Here is a 17,535-nt window from a genome sequence, read left to right as displayed (position 1 = left end):
GAGGAGATTACGTCAAGTTAAATAACAACTCACTGCTATTCAGTCCTTATAACGAAAGGACTTCATTGTACAATAGAGAACTACAATAAAATGCCAGATTCATTTTGCGGTAATACGGTCACCATTAGCATCATAAACAGAAGCATCTGTCACAACTGTATCTTTTAAATCGTAACTTATCACAATAAAAAATGAAGCAAATCATATCCAGTCTTTACTTCCAGTTTATCCCTCATCACAAGTTGAGATATGGTACAAGCGAGCTTGGCTATCACACTGAATCATCTTCTCCAAAATCCTCTCATGATTGGAATCTCCAGCATTTCCAACCATCCTATAGTCTGTACTCAAGTGGCTCTTCCAATCCTGACAAGCTACGCTCTTATCCACCTGCTGATGAATGAAAAACCTGTCCACGCAGCTCCAGCAATCGAATCTTCATTTTCATCCAAATTCACTTGATAAAAATAGGCATTTCATTGTTCCATAGATCAGAAAAGTGTTCTGCTATCCTAATTCCGATCTCACCAGTCTGCATCACATAAAGAGGATAATCACGTTCTACCAAAAGATTACTGATAATACCTTATTTGATTACTTCAATTCAACAGCACAGCATAAGATAGAGTGAGATTTTTAATTGCAGAACCCTTTTGAGCCAGCTGATTACAGAGCCTTCTCCCCTTCCCCACAGAGATGCTTTTTATCATTGTATCAGGAAGCACTTTAATTAGCTATTCCCAATAGCTTCTTCGAGTTAGAATTAATTAAAGAATTTAAAGAGTTCTTCTTTTTCCGCTTTCGCTCCAGTGCTTCCTCCGCTCCCAACTCCTTGGCCTTACCCATTTTGCCATCAACTGTTGCTGACATGACCAAAACAATCCTTCCGCAAACTGGAACACCATTGGACTGGTCAGTAATGGATGCAGTCCCGGCTGGACAATCATGAGAACCCGACGGAGATCGCGAATTACCACCGTCCAATGATTTAGAAGAGATACCCCTTTTTCTATCCCCACGTCGCCCGTCTTCTTCCTGACTGTCCTCTTAAATACATGTAAGTCATTCCATTCATGCTCTGCACATCCATTGACACCCAAACATAGAATACATGCTACATATAAATTTCCAAGCCATATATAATGCCTCAACTTCCTTCTAAACAGCATCATTTTCGCTTACGCAAGGGGATATCAGCTACCCCTAAAGCTAAACACCTATTAGAGAAAACCACCTCTCATCAGATGGAGACCTCCCCTCTCCCTGCCACCGCGCATGGCATCCCTATCTATTAAAGGAGAAAATAGCCTCTTTTAACCTGGCCTCTAGAATTTCACCAGCCAAAGGTCAAAGCCTCTAATAAAAAAAGAACTTTGCCCTCATCCTTAAATCCACACCTGACAGAATGAACACACAACCGGATGAAATCATTATTCTACAGATGTAGCACATAATATATGATACCTATTATCACAAATATCATTGTCTAATGTAGTATTGCTTTTCGAATAAGTCCATACCATGCCACTCACCTTATCAGAGCCTTTGTCACTTCCGTCCAACGACCAGTTGCTACAATTAATTAGCCCGTTTTGAGAATCACGTCCTCCTATCCAAATCCTATACCAATTCCCTTTGAATGAACCTTTTGACCTGATTCATTAACATCGTAATTCCTCAATAATTTAACATTACTTTCATCTTAAAAAAAGATATCTATATTTTGGTAATTTGTGCACCATTTACGCTATAAAGAGGAACGCCTTTCTCAAAATCATTGCTACGCGAAGAATATGATTTCATCGCTATCAATATCGGATTAAAGGTTACAGAGAGATGTTTAGTCTTTTGACCTTGACCAACTAAATGGTTGTACACTTCTGTCGCACGTGAAATTCCTTTATCATTCGTAAATGTTACATCTTTTAACATATCAAACTTCATTATACTATTGGCAACAATCGAACTGGCAAACACAACAGCAACGTAGGTACCATCCTTTTTAATATCAACCGTTCCGAGAGGACAGTCTTTTAGAGGGAGATCACACCCATCGAGGCTGCTGTCCCCTCCCCCTTCACTTCATACCATCACTCTCAATCTTCTGCTTGGGTTCGGAGAAGCCTCAGTCTACTGCTCCAACGCCGATTTGCTCATCATCACTTCTTACTGTCAGAAGAACATGCGACTATGATTGATACAAAGCTGCTAAGAATACAAATGCCCAACCCTAACAAAGAGCGATGACTTTGACTTCGATAACGTTTCATTGTGTCCCTTCCTTATTTCTTTATTTCAAACAGAATCAACCAATCTTCCACACAAAAAAACATCCACTCCAAATAAGAGATTCTGTTCAACAACGTCACACTCTTATCTCAAGCCCCATCCAGCATAACCCCTTGAGACCTTTGGCTTATTCTGGACAGAGACACACTCCCTACAAGAGGTCGCTCTTATCTCCTCACAAGAAACCCATCCAACACAATATTACCCATTATTGTGTAAAAAACTCACCTGTTATCACTTCTCCATTTTCTCTAATCTCTCAACTATTCAAATGCCTTTTGCATTTAGCTTCGTTTGATCGCTCGTCTGAAAGAAGAAAAAATAGAAGAGAGAAAGGATTCCCCTTTGTATCTTTTTTTTAATAAAGCAACATAGAAAATACACATTCTCTAAAATTTTATTCATCTTCCTGAGATTCCTCAAAAACAGAAGAAAGTCGATTGCATTATGCAATTAATGACTTTCGAGTAGAGAGTCTCCTATGCAGAGCAGAAACAGCAGATCGCTTTGAGGTATCCCACCGAAGACAAAGAGCGATGAATCGCTCTCTCCCACTTCCCTATGATCAGCTAAAACGGAGAAGGAGGTTGAGGACCCAAAAAAGTAGAATGCATCAAAGTAGAAAAAACCTTTTTTGCGCTTCCCTCAACACACTTTTCCCCAACCACCCACTCACTCTCGAGAAGAGCTTTTTGGCCTCACCTTTGAAAAAAGCATGCAGATATCCATTTGGAAATCCCACTTCTAGTTGCTTTAACTTAGGAAATCGTTTCGTCAGTTTTCTGAATTCCACGTCATCTCTTTTGCAGTATTCTGATTTAAAAGAAGAACTATCCTGTTAAGGTCACTGATATAAGGGATGTTCTCTTCAAAAGGATAGTTGTATGGACAATTGATATCGATCAACATAAATTCTCTAATTTCAAAGGGGCATTGTGCAAAATGCTCTCCACGCTTTGACTAAAGGTAGATTCCATTCAGCCTCGAGGAGTTCGTTGTTATCCAAGGTTGCAAGGTAGGTACTGGGATCGACTCTTTGTCCGAGTCGGGCAGGGATATCCCCCACAGTCCCTTCGAAGGGAGCCACCATTTGATAATAACGCAGCTGTTCTTACCGCTCTTTAGCGAGTGTTTCTATATAAGCCACATGGTGCTCTGCATCCACAACCTCTTCCTCTTGAGTTTGGATCTGAGCATCTAACGCAGCCAATTCAGCCCGATGCATTAACAGCGTGCTGTTGATACGCTCATATTCCGATTGGCTCACAATTGATCTGAGAGAGGCTAGCTGCCCTTTTCTGCTGTAACTCATCTTAATGCAACTGGGTTACCTTCGACAAGCGATCCGCCTGATGTTGTTTCAGAACCGCTTGACTCTGAGCATACTTTGCAACGGCACTGGCATAAGCTTCTTGATAACTGTACACGCGTTGCTTGGCAGAATCGATCTGCACAATCGTACTCCTTGGCGCACCTCGTTCCCCAATCTTGACAGGGATATCGACAACATACCCTTCTATGGGGATCACTGGCTTTCATTCCCACAACTCACTCGCAGGATGAAATCCTGACTCAAGACAGAGACTTTCCTTTAGACAAAACACAGAGAATGTGATGCTCGACAGAGTAATCCCCGGGTTCAGTTCTAAACTCAAGATATTTGTAGGGGGAGGATCCATATGCATGTACAAGCCACCTTTATACAATAAGGAGTGCCTTCATCTGTGAGCGAGAACTTATTAAAACTCTCTAGCCTAACAGCAATTTTCTCTCCCCTCACGTTAAAGAGAAGCCTCTCCATCACGCCAGACAAAGGACCATAATCTTGAACAAAGAGAAAGGGAATATACTTTCCTGGTAGTCCACTGCTCTGAGCGAGATGGCTACAGACCTCTTCAGTAAGTTTAAGACCTTCTGTTTTGATGAAGGGGAATACTATCAAATTTCATACCGCCTAGAGTCCCAGCCAAATTCGCAAACAGAAGAACACCATACTGAGGTGGACTAGCTTTGGTAACATATAACCGTCCCTGGGGCCACATTCACCACACAAATCAACAATAACTCTATCTGTCTCTCAGAGCATTTTCATGGCCACCCTCCACAGCCCCAGAGCCTCTCCCCTCTCCTACATTCCCTCCATCCTGTTCCCCCTTCATTCCTTCTTCTTCATCAGACACCTTTAGCTCAGATTTACTCTAGCATCCAGAACCCTTAGAACTCTGTAAACATAACTCATCACACACAAACTCAAACCTATTCCATAATAGTTCCACATATGACGATGGAATCCTCCTTCACCTCTTTTTCTATTCTTTAATCTCCTCAGCTAAAAGGCATGATGGAACATCTGATAAAACAAAACACCCCTCCCCAAAAAGACAGCAAAGCACAATCTTACTACGCTCGCCCCTCTCTCCGCTACCCTTAGCCTACAAATACCTTATCGAACTTCTGCTTCAACGCCGATAAGAACACTCTCTGTTCCTACCACTACAAAAGCTCACTCAATCCTGTACTCAATTTAATCGTGTTATCTCTTCCTCCTCCTCTTACTTTCATCAATTGTTCAATTTCATTCAGTTATGGTCGACTCCCCATCTGAAGAAAGGAAAAAAACAAAAGAAAGAAAGCTAATTTTTTTCTTTATCCACTTGTATTTCCTTTTGTTCAAAATACAAATGAGCCTTTCGATTTTTCTTACACACTTATCCCATCTGACTTCTACAACAAGAAACAAGGGCATTCAACCCACACAATCTCTACCTTTCCCTCACAAGTACAAGCCTACTCCTCCAGTGCTTACCCCTACCCTCAACAAGGAGAATATCTGGGATTCTCCTGTCTTCAAGATTAAGTTGAAGAGATAGAAGAGCGCAAAAGCGCACGTGCGCGTTCTAAAAGAGCCTGCCGACAGTTTACAGATGAGTCGATTAGGACTTCTTCCAGCAATGATCGGAGAAGCTGCCCCACCAGAGGGCCAGGTTGTAGCCCTAACTCTTTAATAAGTTCGCCTCCATTCACAGCGAGGTCACGGGTAGAAAAGGTCGCCCCTTGAGCGAGGACCCGATTCACATGCGCCTTGAGACCCGCCAACGATTCCAATCCATCAGCAGTCTCCTTCCCTTTAGAGAGCACATCTGCTTCATGCAACGTGTAAAAGCTCTCCATATGCTCAGGCCCCACCCGTTTGACCCAGCGCCTTACCGCTGCATCCGTCCACTCCGGCGTATAATAGAACATATGGCAGCGAACCAAATGAGCGATACGCTGCTGCTCTTCATTGGAAAAACGGAGCCGCCGACAGATCCGCCCCACCATTTCTGCACCCACCTGATCGTGATTGTAAAATGTATAATCCTGATGTTTCTCACTCCAGCCACGAGTGCGGGGCTTTCCGATATCATGCATCAATGCTGCAACCCGCAAAATCGGATCCCCCCGGCAGCGATCCATGCATTCCAGGTTATGGCGCCACACATCGTAGGCATGATAACGATTCTGAGCAAACCCTACCCCTTCCAATAGCTCTGGACAGGTAACCTGTAAAATTCCAGCCTTCCGCATCACCTCAAAGGCCCGGGAAGGGGAAGCTGCCTTCATCGTCTTCAACCACTCACCCCGCACCCTTTCTTGAGATACTTTCCGGTAAGTATCCAACGCCTTATCCATCGCCAGCTCCGTAGCAGGATCCAACTCCACAGAAAGCGTAGCGACAAAGCGAGCTGCTCTCAGAATTCGCAATCCATCCTCGCAAAATCGGGCAAGTGGATTCCCCACTGCCTTCAATAGACCTCGTTTGAGATCGCTGAGCCCCCCAAAGGGATCGATCAAACGCTCTTGTAAAAGATCAAGCGCGATTGCATTGATGGTAAAATCACGCCGTGCGAGATCCGCTTCTAAATCAGAAACAAAATAGACAAAATCAGGTCTGCGTCCATCGGTGTAGGGAGCCTCACCACGCAAGGTAGTAACTTCATAATGTTCTTTTCCATGAATCACTGTTACAGTCCCATGTCGAATCCCGGTTGGGATTACATGAGAGAAGATCCGCATTACATCATCGGGCACCGCATCGGTCGCAAAATCCCAATCGCATCCATGACGACCGAGAAGGAGATCGCGAACGCACCCCCCCACGAGCCAGCTCCGCTTTCCATGAGCCTGAAGCCGCTGGCTCACTGCAAACACCCCCCGAGGGATCAAAGTCATCAAAAAGGGAAGATTGATCCGATATTGCATCTGCTCACGCCTTTGTTCTGCACGCATCGTCTCTTCCCAAACCTCCTTTTCTCAACCAGCGCTGACCTGATGCGCAGTTTTCTTACGTCCTCGCCAATCCTGATAGTACTCCTTCATCATCATCACATCCTCCCTCACCCAACCCGCTACCTCCGGAATTGACCGATAGGCATGATTGAGCCAATTCCAAACCTTGCGAGGTGAATTCTCCATGAGACGAGCAGAAGTGCCTCTGACTGTACGCACCCACCTTTTCGTTCGCTGCCACCTTGACTGGGTGAGAAGAGGAGCCACTTTGGCCACGAGATCCGCACTGCTCCCCGCATACACATGAGGGGCCTTGTAGAGCGGACTCGCATAGCGCTGTTTCTTCTCCAAAAACTGTCTAATCTGGTCTTTACTAATCCCCTCTTTTGCAAGCGCTCGATCGTACTCTTCGACAGCAGCCTGCCTCGCTTTGAAGAGATACATCTGAATGCGAGAATAGAAATTCACCCGCCCATCGCCGCTCGTTTCAACAGGGCAAAAAATCGTACCCGGGAATTTCTCTATAATCGCAGATTGAACACCGTCTGAAACCCCTGCACTCGGCATACAGCCAAACGGTTTCACACTCAGAGTCATATGAGATTTGGACTTGGTCACATTCATGATCAGTTTCCCCACTTCCATATGCCCTTCTCCTCCCCGAATGTCATTGTCGTAATACTGATGCGAAATCTCAGCGATCTCCTTCATATTAGGAAGCTTGTACCCATGAAGACCACCCACATGAGCGAAAATCTGAAAGAGAATGCGGATCGCGTAATCAGCCCCATGAAGAGCGTAGAGTTTTTTGGCAATTCCAAATGGGTCGTTCGTGAGCTCTCCCAACCCGTACTTGCTTCTATCCGATCCTCGCAGGTGCTTCCGTTCTTCTGTATCGTGTTGGGCTTCCCACACCATGTAGAGGAGCCATGCGGTCACCAACTGAATATCCGCTTCCGCCCCTTCAGATTCAAGAAAGCGCTGGAGCTGATAGTTCCCATCCCCTTCGGTGGTCATCGCCCAAAATTCACCGATGATGCTCACCTTAGGCTTAACACGCGTGCGATCTACCGGGATGGAGGAAAACAACAAACGGCTCTTCCATAATGCTCGCAGCACAGACTTTCGTTTCACCATCGCCTGGTAGACGATCGCCTTCGCTTTTTCAATCGCTTTATCGGTATCTCCCGAGTGAATTTCGTACGGGCGAATCCTGTATCCAAGGGCATTGATGATATCTCCAACCAAAAGAGCTTTAACAATAGCGCTAAAAAAAGTAGGATTCAGCTCAAGCCCTGATGCTTCCCCCGTCGCTTGTTTAAGACCCCCTGTCTGCTGAAAGATCACCACACGAAAACCATCAAATCCTGCATCGCGAAGTGCTTTTCTATATTCTGTCACGTACATCCCAAACCGACAAGGACCACAAGCCCCAGCTGTCAAGAACACATAATTCTTAATGATGTCTTCGGTCTTAATGTGACGTTTATCCCGCAATGTGCAGAGAAACTTCACGAGATTACCCACTGTAAAATAAGTGGGATTACACTGTCCTCGGTTCCCGAATTCCCTTCCATATTGAAGAGCAGCTGTATCAGGCATGTCGAGCATCTGCACACGATACCCCACACCGCGGAGCCCCCCTTCCACGAAGTAGTCATGCGCCATTGTAAGACCCCCAACAAGAAGGGTGATAGTCGATCGCTCCGACTTGGTGAACGTGAGGTTCGCCATCTTTTCGACCCAATGATCGACTACCTTCTCCTCGATCCCAAGGCGCTTCCGCTCCTCGGATTCAAAATCCTTGAGCTCCGCCTCGATATCGCTCATTTGCAAGAAAGGAAGGACTCGCTTGCGTGAATTCCCATTCAGTAGCTCTGTCTCCATACCTATATAACCTCCGTTTGCGTTATGCCTGAATCCGAACGACCCCCCAAGCCGTCTTTTTTCCCAACTTAATGATTCCCCCAGAAGCATCGTCCTCGCGTTGGTTCAAGGACTCTTTGTACAAAGCCAATTTAATCCGCAACGCCTCCAATTGCATATAACGTTGTGGATCGGGGGATTGCTCAAATTTCTTCTGTTCTTGACGCATCCTTAAGAGCTCTTCACGCTTGGCACGGATCGCATCGTGAAGCTCCCCCTTTCTCCTCCGCAGATCCTGTAACCGCTCCTCATACAGCTTCAACGTATACACATAAGTCTTGACCCGGATTTTGATTGATCCGCCTGGCTTATTCGCGTCGATATCGTGGAGAGCTGCATAGGGGGTCTTGGCTGCACTGACAATGGAATCGATCAATCCATACGTAGGAGCATCGTGGCCGCATTTAAAGGAAGAGAGATCCAAGAGGACCACATTCGGATGGTGCGCAGCAAAATAGGTAGCCCACACTTTTTGGGCGCTGTTGACCGAATAATTCTCAGGCCACACGTGATTTAATTCCAATGGGGATTGGATCTCCCCTTCTAATAACTCCTGCTTGAAGTATCGATCAAGAAAAGCCCTGTCTTTGGGAATCGAGCGAACACTGAGAATGGGATATCCGAGCGCCTGAAATTGCTCCGGAATACCATGATTGAGCCCTGGATCAGAATGATAGGGACGCCCGATCATCAGAATCGCTACGCGATCCTCTGCCTCCACTGTTTCGAGAATCGCCTTCCCTTTACCCTGCAAGTCTTTCTCGAAGAGATCCAACGCCTTCCACGCTTCTTGGCATGCGTGGTCATTTTCATCTTCCGTAATACCTAACCGAGAACCAAAGGTTTCAAACATACGCCTGGCAAGCAACGTGGGCTCTTCAAAGGAAAGCGCGGGATCGAGGTATTCGATCTGACGCTGAGCGAAAAAGTCGATCTCTTTGGTGAAAGCAGCCTTAATCACATTGGGTGCACCTGCCACAATCGGGCAGGAAGCGTTGTCCATCGTGTCCACTACGAAATTGTTGACGTGGGTCAAAACGGGAAAGAAGATGTAATGAAGTGGTTTTTCCCTCGTGTGCTTGTGAAACAACAAAGAATGCACATGCGCCTGAACAACCTTAGAAGGGTAACACGGATCGATTGACCCATACTTCCCCCCTTCCATCCACATTTCTTCCGTAGTGTGATCACTGAAAACGATATGCTGCTTGGCAATTCCGATCGTCTCAAAATATGTGCGGAACCAAGGGGCGGTCGAATAAATATTGAGAGCACGCGGGATCCCTATCCGAATTTTCTTACGGGATCGCGCACTCTCTTCGGAGGACCGGCAAAACTTGCGCTTCAACGCAATGCGGCGAATTCCGAAAAGCCCTCGTCGCACTTCGATGTCGTCGATCAGCGTCTCCGCAGAGGGGAGAGGGAGCGGATCATAAAAATGCATGAACGCCTTCTTTGATTCGTAATCCACACAATTGGGATATTGGTCCGCTATTTTCTTCTGCTCTTTGACCAACGCGAGCATCGCTTCTTTGGATTCGACAGTCCCCTTTTCGCAAGAAAATCCTGCAATGTAGCGACTTACGGAACCATCCGGTCGTTTGGCATCAATGAAGGTGCGCTTGCACTCGTTAGGGCAGAAGTGACACACTGTTTCTGCATCATTTTTAGTTGTGTACGCGAGGTGGATTGCGGTATCCAACCCCACAAAGGTGGACCACCCGCGCCTCTTGACGACGCGCATCGCCTCTTTCGCGGCACCAATGGCACCCGCTTCCCCTGTATGCGGATGGACATACACCTCCGCATCAGGAACACGCTCTTTGATGTAATCTACTTGCGCTTTGACCGCTGCCAAATTGTACTGAGTCCCCCCTTGTAAAACAAACCGACGTCCTAATGAAGCGAGACGAGGGATTTGTACTACATACTGCCACACATTCTTGGGGAGCACGTGGGCGAGACCTGCGAGCAGCTCCTCCTTAGAAAACCCCTCTTTCTGAAAATTAACGCGATCGGTGTCTAAAAATACAGCGCACCCGTAGGAAAATTTGGGAGAGAGCTCCGCTTGAAATGCAGTTTGAGCATATTCCGTGACGGGCACGCCAAACGAATCACTTGTCGCCTGAAGAAGCATCCCATTGCCCGCCGAGCAGCTATTCGAGAGACGAAAGTTATGGATCTCTCCATTCTTCATGAAGAGAACTTTGATGTCTTGTCCACCGATATCGCATATCACATCAATATCCCCAAAAAAGTGGACAGCACTGATCATGTGGGCAACTGTTTCGACAATATTGACGTCGGTACAGAGCGTCTCCTGAAGGATATCCGCCGCATACCCCGTCGCTCCAAACCCGAGGATGTTCAACTGAGCTTGGTACTTCCCTTCCACATGGTCTCTGATCTGAGCGAGCAGCTCTTTGGTGTCTTGCAAGGGGTTCCCTTTGGATAGCTGGTACGCTTTGACTAAAATATCCCCTTTTTCATCCAAGAGAACCGCTTTCGACGAAGTAGATCCTCCATCGAGTCCCAAATAACCACACACTTCTTCCCCCTTAGTAAAAGCTGCAGGGACAAAAGGAGGGATTGTGTAAAGCCGTTTGAATTCCTCAAGCGCATCATGACTGTAAGAAAGAGGTGGACCCGCAGATTCTCCCAGTCGCGCTTTTCTCCCGTGCGTGATGTATTCTTCCAACCTCTCCAGCCCACACAAGAGCCCTACATCTCTTTCTTCGCAGAGCCCATACATCACGGCTCCAAAAGCTGCATAATACTGACTGTTCTGAGGAACAAAGATCAATTCCTCGAGTGGAATATCCTGCGGATACGCATAACTGCGCTCCTGCCACGTCTGGGGAATACGGAGGCGCCAACATTCTTGGAGAAAAGGCAAGTAGGTATTCGGCCCCCCCAGCAGGAGAACGCGATGCTTCAGGGTTCCCCCACGGGTCAAGACGCTCAAGTTCTGCATGACGATCGCGTCTGCAAGAGAACAGAGGACTTCCTCCGCAGGGATACCACTCTTGATCAAATTCACGATGTCAGTCTCCGCAAAGACACCGCATTTAGCCGCTACATGATGTAGTTTCGTCGGATCAAAATGTAAACGGGTCACCATGTCAGCAAGGGCATTGACCTTGAGAAAACACTTATCAATGGTAGCTCCTGTACCCGAAGCGCATTTGTCATTCATCGAAGCAAGCGCTGTCTTCTGACCATGTTCATCGGTTTTGAACATAATGATCTTGGCATCCTGACCACCCAATTCGATCACTGAACCGACATCAGGATGCAGATGCTCCACGGCAAGCGTCACCGCATTGACTTCTTGGACGAATTTTCCACCGAGTGGATCGCAGAGAGGGCCCGCTCCAGACCCCGTCATAAAGATGCGAAATGCAGGGGAAGAACCATTGGTAAACGCCTTTTGAATCGTTTTAAGCATATCCAACACATACTCAGGCTGCTTGGTGTGATGTCGCTGGTAGTCAGACCACAGAATCTCTTTGGTGTCAGGATCAATCACAACAACCTTAACAGTCGTGCTCCCGACATCCACCCCAATGGCAAGCTCCTTTGCCGCTACTTTCATCGTTGCCTCCAAGACCAACTACCTCTCACCCTCTCTTGTGATAACGAAAGCCCCTGGCTTCTCATCATATCAGTCATTCATGCATTCCCAAGCAACCAAAGAAACCCAACTCAGCAAGGTTTTACTTTTAAGGCGTATTAGTTTATAGAATCTATTTCCATAACACAAGCCCTTGATAGCACCACTTTCACCATGCAAAAGGGGAACCAACGTCTGAAGACTGCTGCCTGCCTCAGCATCCGATCGATTCTCTTCTCCAGTGTTAAAATGGACGCTGTCATTCAGCCTCCTTTACAGTGCTGGAGAAGCGGTTTGTCGATGATTTCATTCTCTTATTGCCTTAGAATTCCGCTTCAAAATTTCTTTGCGGCCCCTTAATTTTTAACATAGATTGATTGACGAAAAGAAAGAAAGTGTAGTTGTAGAGTTGGTATGATTGAACATCTTAAAAACGGTTTGGTGGGAGCAGGCGCGACGTGGGTGCTGTGGCTTATGTTTGTCCTTAGTGTTATCTCCCTAGCGATCATTCTTGAGCGGGCATGGCTTTTTTGGTCGTTGCGAGACGATATTGAAATGCTGATGACAGACCTCACACGCCTCCTGCACAGTGGAGATATTGAAGGAGCAAAAAGACGCCTTGAAGCTTCACAAAGCGCGGAAGCTGCTGTCGTCATGGCAGGGTTTTCGGAAATCGATCGAGGGGCTTACGCAGCGGAAGAAGCGATGGCAGGAGCAGGTACTCTGCAACGCCTCAGGCTTGAACGCCGGCTCGCGTTTCTCGGAACGCTTGGCAACAACGCTCCCTTCATCGGCCTCCTCGGCACAGTGATCGGGATTATAGGAGCCTTTGAAGAGCTAGGGAAAGTAAGTGCAGAAGCCAGCAACAACGCAGGGCCGCTAGCACCTTCAGCAGTGATGACCAATATTGCAGAGGCACTCGTCGCAACAGCAGTCGGTTTGGTTGTCGCTATCCCTGCTGTAGCTGCATTCAACCTGTTTCAACGCCTTGTACGCACCACAGTAGCCAATACGGAAGCGCTCGGTCGAGTGTTGCTCACCCACCTCAAGAAGGCGGATGAGTCTCCTTCATTGCCTCTTCAGACATCGGGCTGATGCAAGTCAACCTCACGAAACGAATTTTGAATTGACAAACTTAGGGAGGTTCAATCCATAAATGGCAGGCAACGGTTCTCAAGAAGGGGAAGAGGGTATCAATGGGATTAACGTAACCCCATTGGTCGATATCACACTTGTTCTTTTGGTTATTTTCATGGTTACTGCAAAAATGATCGTGTCTCAATCGGTCCCTCTTGATCTGCCCAAGGCTGCTTCGGGAACTGAATTGCAAATGACTTTCAATATCATTATCCCTGCTACCGGATCCGTTCTTGTCAATTCGAAGCCGATCCCATCGGATGATTCAATTTTCACCCTCGCCCAAACAGCCCGAGCCCAATCCTCCGATCTGCGAGCAATCATTAAAGCAGACAACGCTGTGACTCACGGCCGCGTGATCCATATTTTAGATCTTCTCAAACAAGCGGGGATTACAAAAGTTGCTTTTGGTGTATCCCCTGTCCCCCCAGTCGCCCCGAAGGATGGAAAGTAATCTAAACACACCTCCCATGCCCCTCACCCTGTGTGCAGATCCCCTCAGTTCTGTCTTGCAATTGGGCAAGCCCGATTCCAGAAGATTTAGCAAAGGGATCCTGCTCGCTCTGACCTCGCATATCGCTGGTATATTCTGCTTCACTCTATTCGATTCTTCTGAATTTCTGCATTGGTTTCACAGAATACAGAAAGATACTTCTTATTTTCTCACGGACGATTTGGATTTAATTCCAATCTCCCCCCCTCTGGAAGAAGAAGCCAAGGCGAATCCCCTATCCATTCCATCCCCATCCTCGCCTCTGGTTCATCCTCCTACTATCTCCCCCCCACCTTCTACACCCTCTCCTTTTCCCACTGAAGAGCGCCCTGCTGCTACACAAGCAGGTGCATTGCTAGAAGCTAAACATCAGGAAGAAGAGGTTGTCGACCTCACCCATACATTCGTCACTGGAAACAACGAAAATTTTGCGGGAGGTACTACCCACACGCTAGGGACCAGTTCAGGTGCCGTCTACCAAGCGAATGCACAAGGGGGAGCGAACGGAAAGGAAGAAGAGAGGCAGGTGAACCGCTCTCGACCTGCCACAATTGCTGAAACTAAAGACTGGAACTGTCCATGGCCCTTTGAGGCAGAACTCGCTCACATTGACGAAGCGATCGTCAAAGTCAGGGTCACTGTACAGACCAATGGACTTCCCGAACGCGTAGAGATCCTTTCCGATCCAGGCTATGGATTTGCTGAAGAGGCCAAATCATGCGTAATGCAGCATAAATTCATTCCCGCTCTCAATCGCGACGGGATCCCGATTCGAAGTCAGACCCCTCCCTTCTATATCCACTTCGAACGCGAATAGCTATGCTGGATCGTTCATCTTATTGCGTTCGACTTGCAAGAAGACAGGGGAAGAATACCCCTAATGGATCTTTAAAAGAGATCCCAGGATGGAACCAGGACGAAAGGATGGAACGCCTCTTTTTATGCCTTATTATTTCAAAAAAACAGAGCCATAAGCAAAGACAAATATTTTTCCCATGTGACATCATTTTCATCCCTCCCTCCATGTAACAGTTTCATTGCTCCGACACGGATCATCTTCTGCCTCAAAGCAATTGCAGAGACTAGTGACAGTTGCAGCGCGAGTGACCCACCGATCAAGCTAATCCAAGTCATAGCATGCCGACACCCATTCCTGCACAGCTTTTGTCCTCTGAAACCTTCGCGCCCGCAGCATTTTGAGAATGGCACGCACCCCCCCTTTTCCTCCGCGGTTCCTCTTGCTTCCCCTTCAATGATAAGCTGTTGAGCGAGCGCCGTTTTGAAAACGGAATTGTATGAAGTCGCAAGCATTTCGTTTTTAAACTCCTCTTTCCACTTGGCTTGTAACGCTAAATACAACGCCTTGAGATAAGAAGACAATTCCTCAGGCTCGGCCTATTCAAGGATTTGACAAGCTTGCACACAACAATACAGCGCTCCGTCATAATTACATCCAATCCTCGCTTTGAGGATCAATCGCTCCGGCCTTGCCAATCGCTCCCCCTGAGAGAGCCTCTAAAGGGATATGGTCAAGAGCAATAATGTACGACGATCGCTTCCAATCGGACTGACTCTGTTGGGCCAGACGGATACACCCTTGTGCTAGAGCCACCTGGGGGGTAACGACAAGGAGGCATGCGGGGCATTCGAAGTGAGCAACCTGGTTGCTCAGATAAGCAGGCCAAGTCTATTGTTTTCGTTTATCCAGGTGAGTTTGTGCTTCGATCACCATAGCTGGGGGTGTCTGTGTGGATTGTGGAGAGCGAGGACCAAATCAGCCTGGAACTGGAAAGCGGTAGAGTAACTTAGCTCATTGCCTTCGATTTGCACGAAGGCGTAGGATGGATGCACTATACCCTTGTTCTTGGAGGAGTTCCAGGACAGAATTAGGATGGGTCCCGAAGGTATCCAAGATGGATTCATGGACTTGTGAAACAAGCACGGCAATGGAACATAAGCTTCACCTTTCTTCTATCAAGAAAAAAGGTCTAGGAAATGCCTCTGCGTATGAATTTGTAGCATCCTGCTATTTCCTTGCAAGCAGATAGAATCCCTTTTACATTGATTAGGTATTTTGAAAGGGGAAAAAACGTGACAGGAAATGCCCCGAAAGAAGAGATCCTCGATCTGAGCACTTCTCTTCGAGCATGGCTCGATGTTTATCGCGACTCAGGTGCCCTCGGATTCCACCCAAATCCTCAAATGACTTTGCCCCTATCAACGGACGATCCGCTTCCTTCCCCTTCTACTTCCAATCGCTCTCTAAAAGTGATTGAGGAAGAAGTCAGCCGTTGTACGCGATGTGGCTTGGCTCCTACTCGCAAACATACTGTCTTCGCACGTGGGAATCCAAAAGCTTCCCTATGTTTCATAGGAGAAGCACCCGGCGCCGATGAAGATAAGCAAGGGCTTCCCTTTGTAGGTCGCGCAGGGCAACTGCTCGACAAAATGATCCAAGCGATGGGTCTTGACTCAGCACGCGATGTCTACATCTGCAATATCATTAAATGCCGTCCCCCCAACAACCGACGTCCCACCTCAGAAGAAATAGACGCGTGCGTCCCTTATCTGAATGAGCAGATTGCTCACGTTTCTCCCAAAGTGATCGTAGCGCTAGGGAACACCGCCGTAGCTGCTCTTTTAGGAACAAAAGTAGGCATCACGAAGATACGAGGTCAGTGGAAACTATACAAAGGATCGATCTTAGTCATGCCCACCTACCACCCCTCATATCTTATGCGCCCCAGTGAACAACAAAAAGAAGCCAAAAAACAGGCATGGGAAGATCTGCAAGCCGTCATGAAAGAACTGAAATTGCCCCTTCCTAAAAAACCTCAATGCTGATCTTTAGGTATTTCCTATAGACCTCCGGGCTTTGAGCAAGCATTTCTCGAACTGAACGCCTCTGCTTCTCCTCCTTCCTCCAATATAGCATGCTTGGATTGCACACACTGTGAATCTTGCACCTTTTGTACTTTTTGTCAGTCTTGTACACGAGTGATCCAAAACCAATACTGCCAAAAATGCATCGACTGCGCCGAATGTATCCACTCCCGAGCACGCAATGCTATCAGAGCTCCTACCCTATCCAGTGCATCGATTGCTCCCACTGCACGTATTGTTTAGGTTGTTTCAATCTCTCTCATTGCGATTTTCACATTTTGAATAAGCTACCGCAGTACCTATTTTGCATTCCTGGCCCAGTGGAACCAAACCATCGCACAACTTTCTGAAGCTACCCGCACTCTCTTACCAAATCGATAAGCAAAACATACGTGACCGATTGATCAATCATAAAACACCTTTTCATCCGAAGCTTTTTCTGTTTAGCACACCGGGGGCTGCAATGAAGAAGAGAAAAAGTCCCGTATTCCCCAAGGCACTCAAGCTGGACAACTCCCCTCCGATGGAGCAACCGCTGCTCTTCCTAGCTAGATTTGGGCTAACTTGCGGACTCGGATTCACAGAAGTACCTCCATCTGCTGTCGGTTTGGAGCTCGGGTGGGGGGCTGTACCTCCGTCTTGCCCCTGTCCTGCTCCTACCGGAGTAGTGCTTTCATACTTCTCTTGAGATGGGGATTACTAGCACGTCCTACCCCCCTGCACATATTGTTCGAAACATCTTCGAGCTCTGCTTGAATAAACGATGCACTAAAAGAAACAGGGACAAAAGCATCATACGTTTCCTTCACCCCATTTAAATTTAAATTGAGATTTCGCCTGACAGCACTCCAATCAAAATATTGCATTGAGGGCTATCCTAATTGTACATGGATCCCCCACTGTCCCCTGGATTGGTCTGTGGAGG

15 protein-coding genes are annotated in these 17,535 nt (G+C 47.1%); 6 read left to right on the top strand and 9 right to left on the bottom strand.

All coding sequences use genetic code 11. The features are described from left to right. Positions 1–249 precede the first annotated feature (249 nt). Complete coding sequence (locus BCY86_RS10200; protein ID WP_075276541.1) at positions 250–462, top strand: hypothetical protein; 213 nt, start codon at positions 250–252, stop codon at positions 460–462. 1,254 nt (positions 463–1,716) lie between these two features. Here the strand turns inward: BCY86_RS10200 and BCY86_RS03860 are convergent. The 7 genes from BCY86_RS03860 to BCY86_RS03820 all read right to left on the bottom strand — a co-directional run bounded on the left by BCY86_RS03860 (position 1,717) and on the right by BCY86_RS03820 (position 12,079). Next, positions 1,717–1,932 (bottom strand): hypothetical protein, encoded by a 216-nt coding sequence (locus BCY86_RS03860; RefSeq protein WP_156865053.1) that lies wholly within the window; start codon positions 1,930–1,932, stop codon positions 1,717–1,719. 1,279 nt (positions 1,933–3,211) lie between these two features. Beyond that, positions 3,212–3,379, bottom strand: coding sequence for a hypothetical protein (locus BCY86_RS09715; protein ID WP_156865052.1), 168 nt, complete (start codon positions 3,377–3,379; stop codon positions 3,212–3,214). A 21-nt stretch (positions 3,380–3,400) separates the two neighbouring features. Continuing rightward, entirely contained in the window at positions 3,401–3,601 is a 201-nt protein-coding gene (locus tag BCY86_RS03845) for a hypothetical protein (protein ID WP_075276537.1), read from the bottom strand. 1 nt (position 3,602) lies between these two features. Next, positions 3,603–3,818 (bottom strand): hypothetical protein, encoded by a 216-nt coding sequence (locus BCY86_RS03840; RefSeq protein ID WP_075276536.1) that lies wholly within the window; start codon positions 3,816–3,818, stop codon positions 3,603–3,605. A gap of 1,324 nt (positions 3,819–5,142) precedes the next feature. Next, a complete protein-coding gene (locus tag BCY86_RS03830) occupies positions 5,143–6,558 on the bottom strand; it encodes a CCA tRNA nucleotidyltransferase (RefSeq protein WP_156865051.1) in 1,416 nt (471 codons plus the stop codon). Positions 6,559–6,582: 24 nt separating this feature from the next. Then, entirely contained in the window at positions 6,583–8,445 is a 1,863-nt protein-coding gene (locus tag BCY86_RS03825) for a 2-hydroxyglutaryl-CoA dehydratase (protein ID WP_075276534.1), read from the bottom strand. Positions 8,446–8,467: 22 nt separating this feature from the next. Beyond that, complete coding sequence (locus BCY86_RS03820; RefSeq protein ID WP_075276533.1) at positions 8,468–12,079, bottom strand: BadF/BadG/BcrA/BcrD ATPase family protein; 3,612 nt, start codon at positions 12,077–12,079, stop codon at positions 8,468–8,470. A 432-nt stretch (positions 12,080–12,511) separates the two neighbouring features. Between BCY86_RS03820 and BCY86_RS03815 the strand changes: the two genes are divergently transcribed. The 3 genes from BCY86_RS03815 (at position 12,512) to BCY86_RS03805 (ending at position 14,544) form a co-directional block, all read left to right on the top strand. Further along, positions 12,512–13,192 (top strand): MotA/TolQ/ExbB proton channel family protein, encoded by a 681-nt coding sequence (locus tag BCY86_RS03815; protein ID WP_075276532.1) that lies wholly within the window; start codon positions 12,512–12,514, stop codon positions 13,190–13,192. 61 nt (positions 13,193–13,253) lie between these two features. After that, complete coding sequence (locus BCY86_RS03810) at positions 13,254–13,688, top strand: ExbD/TolR family protein (protein WP_075276531.1); 435 nt, start codon at positions 13,254–13,256, stop codon at positions 13,686–13,688. Further along, positions 13,678–14,544 (top strand): energy transducer TonB, encoded by an 867-nt coding sequence (locus BCY86_RS03805; RefSeq protein WP_156865050.1) that lies wholly within the window; start codon positions 13,678–13,680, stop codon positions 14,542–14,544. Before BCY86_RS03810 ends, BCY86_RS03805 begins: the two co-directional genes overlap by 11 nt. 137 nt (positions 14,545–14,681) lie before the next feature. Here BCY86_RS03805 and BCY86_RS03800 read toward each other — a convergent pair whose 3' ends face one another. Next, positions 14,682–15,038 carry a hypothetical protein gene (locus BCY86_RS03800; RefSeq protein ID WP_156865049.1) on the bottom strand — a complete coding sequence of 119 codons (357 nt, stop codon included), beginning with the start codon at positions 15,036–15,038 and terminating at the stop codon, positions 14,682–14,684. A 136-nt stretch (positions 15,039–15,174) separates the two neighbouring features. Continuing rightward, on the bottom strand, positions 15,175–15,339 hold the full coding sequence (locus BCY86_RS09710) for a hypothetical protein (RefSeq protein ID WP_156865048.1): 165 nt from the start codon (positions 15,337–15,339) through the stop codon (positions 15,175–15,177). Positions 15,340–15,818: 479 nt separating this feature from the next. Here BCY86_RS09710 and BCY86_RS03790 point away from each other — a divergent pair, with 479 nt between their 5' ends. Together BCY86_RS03790 and BCY86_RS09705 are read left to right on the top strand one after the other, a co-directional pair. Beyond that, positions 15,819–16,571 (top strand): uracil-DNA glycosylase, encoded by a 753-nt coding sequence (locus BCY86_RS03790; protein ID WP_245776264.1) that lies wholly within the window; start codon positions 15,819–15,821, stop codon positions 16,569–16,571. A 502-nt stretch (positions 16,572–17,073) separates the two neighbouring features. Beyond that, positions 17,074–17,298 (top strand): hypothetical protein, encoded by a 225-nt coding sequence (locus tag BCY86_RS09705; protein WP_156865047.1) that lies wholly within the window; start codon positions 17,074–17,076, stop codon positions 17,296–17,298. Positions 17,299–17,535 lie beyond the last annotated feature (237 nt).

The organism is Pajaroellobacter abortibovis, assembly GCF_001931505.1.
In the GTDB taxonomy this organism is placed as follows: domain Bacteria; phylum Myxococcota_A; class Polyangia; order Polyangiales; family Polyangiaceae; genus Pajaroellobacter; species Pajaroellobacter abortibovis.
Note: the sequence above shows the minus strand (reverse complement) of the source record. Positions and strands in the feature narration are given on the sequence as shown.